At 55.1% G+C, this 5,703-nt stretch carries 4 protein-coding genes and 1 pseudogene; 3 read left to right on the top strand and 2 right to left on the bottom strand.

The features are described 5' to 3' along the window. A pseudogene (locus ACESMW_RS18190) lies at positions 1 to 243 on the top strand (TonB-dependent siderophore receptor); the annotation flags it as partial. Positions 244 to 382: 139 nt separating this feature from the next. Here the strand turns inward: ACESMW_RS18190 and ACESMW_RS18195 are convergent. Both ACESMW_RS18195 and ACESMW_RS18200 read right to left on the bottom strand, forming a co-directional pair. Beyond that, positions 383 to 2,470, bottom strand: coding sequence for a diguanylate cyclase domain-containing protein (locus ACESMW_RS18195; protein WP_372988389.1), 2,088 nt, complete (start codon positions 2,468 to 2,470; stop codon positions 383 to 385). 5 nt (positions 2,471 to 2,475) lie between these two features. Continuing rightward, positions 2,476 to 3,459, bottom strand: coding sequence for a substrate-binding domain-containing protein (locus ACESMW_RS18200; protein ID WP_372988390.1), 984 nt, complete (start codon positions 3,457 to 3,459; stop codon positions 2,476 to 2,478). A gap of 240 nt (positions 3,460 to 3,699) precedes the next feature. On the opposite strand from ACESMW_RS18200, the gene ACESMW_RS18205 reads away from it, so the two are divergent. Together ACESMW_RS18205 and ACESMW_RS18210 are read left to right on the top strand one after the other, a co-directional pair. Continuing rightward, entirely contained in the window at positions 3,700 to 4,308 is a 609-nt protein-coding gene (locus ACESMW_RS18205) for a biliverdin-producing heme oxygenase (RefSeq protein WP_372988391.1), read from the top strand. Further along, on the top strand, positions 4,295 to 5,703 hold a 1,409-nt coding region (locus tag ACESMW_RS18210), incomplete at its 3' end, for a GAF domain-containing protein (RefSeq protein WP_372988392.1). The genes ACESMW_RS18205 and ACESMW_RS18210, both read left to right, overlap by 14 nt.

Consider the following 5,703-nt stretch of genomic DNA (forward strand, 5'->3'; position numbering starts at 1 on the left):
GGCGCCGGCGTGCGTTATATCGGCGAGAGTTTTGGCGCGGCATTCAACGCGGATAATTCTGCCCTGGAAGTACCGGATGTAACCCTGGTGGATGCTGCGATTACCTACGACATTGGCCAGGTATCGCTGTGCCTGCACGCCCAGAACCTGCTGGACGAGAAATACGTGGCAACGGCCTTCGACAGTTCTGGTACATACGGCACACGCCGTGAAGTGACAGGTTCGGTTACTTACCGTTTTTGATTACATTATCCTCCTGGCGCAGGGACGCGGGATACTCTGGTTCTGGACCGGAATGAGCTCAACGGCACGGGCAGCGACGGTGCCGAAGGGCTTCTTTCGCGAGGCCAGGTCAGCTCTTTTGCAATACCCGGACCTGTGGCTAATCGAGTTGTTTCTCCGATTGGTCGGAAGAGGCCGGGGGTACCAGCCTGGAGTTGAAAGCACTCCCGTCCATGCCATTGAAGAACCGGACCTGATTCTTGCCCCGCTGTTTGGCTTGGTACATGGCTATGTCGGCCTGGCGCAAGAGTATATCGGCATCAATATCCTGAGCCTGGGGGTACAGGGTAACACCCAGGCTGGCGGATACATGAACCGAGTGCCCGGCCAGATCGACTGGCGCAGACAGGGCTGCCAGTAGCCGGGTCAGGATGGGTTTGCAGTCGGTGCCTGAGGATAGTTCGGGCAAAAGCACCACGAATTCGTCGCCGCCAAGGCGGGCGACGGTGTCGCATTCTCTCAGGGTGGTTTGCATCCTGCGGGCCAGGACAATCAGCAGTTCATCACCGGAGGCATGCCCGTAGGTATCGTTGATCGCCTTGAAGCCGTCAAGATCCATAAACACCACCGCCAGAACATCCCCATGGCGTCTCGTTGTCGATACCGCGTGGCGCAGTCGCTCACTCAACAGGAGGCGGTTGGGCAATCCGGTCAGGGCGTCGTAGTGGGCAATCTGGCGCAATTGTTCTTCGTTCTGTTTCAGATGGGAGATATCCGCGAACAAGGTAACGTAGTGTTCTATCTCGTTGTCGTTGTTAGAAACCGCGGCAATGGTCATCAGTGTTGGAAATACCGATCCGTTGCGACATGGAATCCAGCACTCGCCACTCCATACCCCTTCGTTCTCGAGAGAGGACAATACCTGTTTTCGAAAATCCCGGTTGTGGTGGTCCGATGCCAGCATGAACTCATAGTTCTGATTCACGGCCTCGCTTCTGGCATAACCGGTGAGGGTGCAAAAGGCCGAGTTCACATCAAGAATGGTGCCCCCGGCACTTGTCAGCACAATGCCCTCCCGTGCGTGACGGAACACCCCGGCAGCCATTGAAAGGCTGGCTTCGGCCTGTTTTCGTTCGGTAATGTCCTGATGTGTGCCATACATCACCAGTGGCCGACCATGCTCGTCCCAGGATTGAACGCTACCGCGATCCAGTATCCAGACCCAGTGCCCGTTTTTGTGGCGCATCCGGGCTTCGCACTCGTAGTAATCCAGCTCACCACGAAAGTGTTTGTCGAGCAATTCTGAGCTGCGCTGCAGGTCTTCGGGATGCGCCAGCGTCATCCAGGTTTCAATAGAGATGGGAGCCAGCTCTTCAAGCGAATAGCCGAGAATCTCCGCCCAGCGCTCGTTAAACACGGTTTCACCGGTCTGGACATTCCACTCCCAGATGCCGGATCGGGTTCCGATGATTGTGTTTCGGAGCCTGCGCCGTTCGATTTTCAGGTTTTCCCGGGATCCTTTGATCGAATCCAGCATGGTATTGATGCCATTGCTCAGCACCGCCAATTCCCGGTAACGAAAGGATGGCACTGGCGCCTTTGGAATACCCTCCTGATCACTGTTCTTGAGGGCAGCATCAATGCCGAGAATCGAATTGAAGAAATAACGTCTCAGAACAGCGGTCAGTAGCAGCGATAGAATACCCGCAAGAACAAGAACCGTGAAAAGTTCCTCCAATAGGGCCCTATCCAGCTTCTTGACCAGAATATCGTCAGAGGCGTAAACCCAGACTTCCCCCAACACTTTACCCGACGAGCCTATGATCGGGGCGCTGCCAGCATAGAACGCCTGGTCGAGCTGTTCGGTTATAGAAGTGTCCCGTGCCTGAACATCCACGTACTGGCCATCGCCCTGCCGGAGCTGGCCGAAGAGATAGTAGGGCTGCCCGAGAATCTCGCCCATTTCGAAGTCTTCAACGATAACGGCAAAGTGGCGTTTGAGCGCTGCCTCCGTGGTGACCAGGCTTTCGTATTCATTGACTGCATAGGATTCAATGAAAGGCCCAAGGCTTTTGCTCAGTCGTTTCAGGCTTTCTGCAACATCCAGCTCAATGTCGTCAATGATTTCCGAGCGCTCGGAGGTATAGACATAGAGGGCATGAAAGGCAAACACCACCAGTATGACTGCAACCACGATCAGGGTAGTACGTGTCAGCAGAGAGGGGCCGCCTTGGTTGGTTGCTGCCATAGTGTCTAGTTACCTTCGGGCAGTTTGCCGAGAACGTTGCGGTGGATAACCGGAAGCAACTGCTGCAGGTTGTCCTCAGACACGGTCAGCACCGGGAGTTGCTGTAGTTTGTCGACGGTCTGTCCTGCCAGGTGCCGGTGCATGGTTTCAACGGCTTTCTCGCCCATCAGGAAGGGCTGCTGCATACCGGCACCCACCAGCGTTCCCTGGTCGATCATGTTGACAAACTCGGGTTCTGCGTCGAAACAGATCAACAGGATTTCACCGGACTTACCAGCCTCGGAAATGGCATCCAGCGCCCCCTGATAACGGTCAGAACCCTGCAGCCAGACCGCTCTGAGTGTCGGGTTATCTTCGATCAAGCGGCGGGTAAACTCGTAGGTCTCGCGATAGGAAAAATCAGATTGCTGGTACAGACCGGCCGACTTGACGCCGTGTTCTTCCAAAGCCTGGAGGAACCCTTCGGTTCGGGCTTTGCCGTTGGCCCGCTTCTGGGGAATCGCAATGATACCAACGCTGCCCTTCATCCAGCCGTTATTGTGCAGGGCTTGGGCCAGCATTTTGCCCAGATCATAAGCGCCCTGAAAATTATCGGATTCGATGTAGCTGACATAGTTGTCAGCCTTGGCCCCGATATCCGAGATGACAACCGGAATGTTTGCCCGCTCCGCCAGCTTGAGAATTGTTGCGGCGGCGGAAGAGTTGGTGGGGGAGATCAGGATGCCATCGACGCCCTCCTCGATGGCCGAAACAGTATATGCCAGTTCGTTTCTGGCTACGTTTTCGGCACTGTACACCAGAACCTGGTATCCCAGTTGATCGGCCTTATGGGTAATGCCCCGGGCCATGATGCTCCAGAACGGGATGCGCAGGTCCGAAACCAGATAAGCGAGCCGCTTTTCTTGAGCCTCAACATCAAAGCCCAGCATGGTGACCATGACAAAGACGATGGATACAGTCCGGATTACCCGGCGAATGTGGAGCTTCATGCAGTGGCCATGTGATTGAGTCAGCGAAATTCTACTACGTATAAATTTACGACATATACCCATTAAGGCTGATATCGATCAAGTCACTTGTTCTTTATATTCCGTGCGGCCTGCAACCTTTTTGATGTACGTCATAACTGGCGACGGGTTGGGCAGTTTTGGGGTCTTGAACATCATGACATCAACATTCACTGGCGCTATTCTCGGGAGTAGCAGAATCTGTCAGGTTGGATTTCAACAATGGTTTCGGCAGCAAAGCGCCCACCCTTCCACGAGCAGTTGCGATCGGCAACTCATGGTGTCCATGTTCGGTTGAACCGACATCCGCTTCTAAGCCAGTTGACCCGCCCGGCTTTGGATCTCTCGACTTATACGCTGATTCTCGAACGCTACTGGTGTTTCTACAACGCAGCAGAAGCGGTCATACGTGAGTGCATTAGTGAAGGGATGAGCACGTTCGAATACGGCGCAAGGTATAAAACGGACTGGTTGGCCAAGGATCTGAGCTGCCTGGGTTTCAAGCCAGTGGCAAATGGCTGCTTCCGTAACGGACCAGACTTCAGGCGACCCCGCAACGAAGCAGAACTGGTCGGTATGTTATACCCGCTGGAGGGTTCTACTCTGGGAGGGCAGGTCATCAGCAATCGGCTCGGGACTACTCTGGGCCTTGATGCCACCAACGGTGGCCGGTTTTTTAACGGTTATGGGGAACAAACGGGCCGGTATTGGGCAGAGTTCCTTGATTATGGGGACCGATCATTACGGACGCCGGACGAGCTTGATCTGGCCTGCCGTTTCTCTCAGCAGCTCTTTGCACGGTTTGAGGCGCACATCGATGGCCGGGTTTGATGGCTTCGGCCAGTCTGATCGGGACAGCATTCTCCAACAGGCACTGGAGAACTGTGAAAAAGAGGCCATTCACCAGGTTGGCTCGGTTCAGCCCCATGGTGTTCTGTTGGCGCTGGATAGTGACTTTGTCATTCGATACTGCAGCGACAATGCGGGCACCCTGTTTTCAGAGCCCTGGCGGACGTTGTTGGGTCGACCGTTTGCTGACTACGTCAGGGCCTCAACGATAGCGTCAATCCGTACCCTGGATGGGCTGGGTGATTGGCGATCTTCTGCCGTCATCAAAGTGGATGTCGAGACTGCGGGCCGTGTCTTGGTGCACGATGCGGCGGTTTCTTTTAATGCGCCTTATTGGCTGGTAGAAATCGAAACTGTGGTCTCGGATCAGAGCGAGCTCTTCAGCCAGATGTTTGTTCCCGCGCGGGACCTTCTCTGGCAGCTCGATTCCGAACAGGATCTGCAAAAGTACACCGGTAAGGTGACGGAACTCGTGCGCCTGGCGACGGGTTATGACCGGGTGATGATGTATCAGTTCGACAGCAACTGGGACGGTGAGGTGATCGCCGAGAGTCGCTCCGAGCTGACACGAAGTTACCTGGGGCACCGGTTTCCTGCCTCTGACATTCCGGCCCAGGCCAGGGCCCTTTACACCCGAAATCTCACCCGAGTGATTGCGGATGTAAAAGCGCCTTCGGTCCAGGTTCGGGGCGAGGATTCGGGTACGGCTGCAGGTAAGCTCGATCTGACCTATTCAGCCTATCGGTCCCTGTCTCCGGTTCACCTTGAGTATCTGGGTAACATGGGGGTTTCAGCCACACTGACCATTTCACTGATTCAGAATGGCAGTCTGTGGGGAATGCTGGCCTGCCATCACAAGAGCCCGAAGCACGTGACCCTGCGCGAACGCGAGCTTTACGAGCTGATCGGTAAAACTATCTCGATCAAGCTCTCGGACTTGAAACATCACGAAGAGAAAAAGCTGAAGGATAGAGTTAACCGGCTGTTATTCAACACGACCATCAACAGCCTGGAAGGTCTGTCTGCCAGTCATGCCGGTGAGCTGATGGCGATAGTTGGTGCCACGGGGCTCGTGGCAGTCGATAACGGCAACCGGTATCGCTTTGGTGAGGCCCCCTCCCATGAGCAGATTGAACGGCTTGAGTCTGAATTGAGACAGTGGCAGCCGACACAGGTGTTTCATACCGAGGATCTGCCCTCCCTGTTTCCGGAAGCGAAGGACTACGCCGACAAGGCCTGCGGCATTATGCTGGCTCCTTTGAATCACACGCTGGATCACTACCTGTTGTGGTGCCGCGGGTGTATGACTTATAGCCAACAGTGGGCCGGAGAGCCGCACAAGGAAATCAGCAGAACGGAAGAAGGCTTCCGGATTTC

It is taken from the genome of Marinobacter sp., from assembly GCF_041690455.1.
Lineage (GTDB): Bacteria > Pseudomonadota > Gammaproteobacteria > Pseudomonadales > Oleiphilaceae > Marinobacter.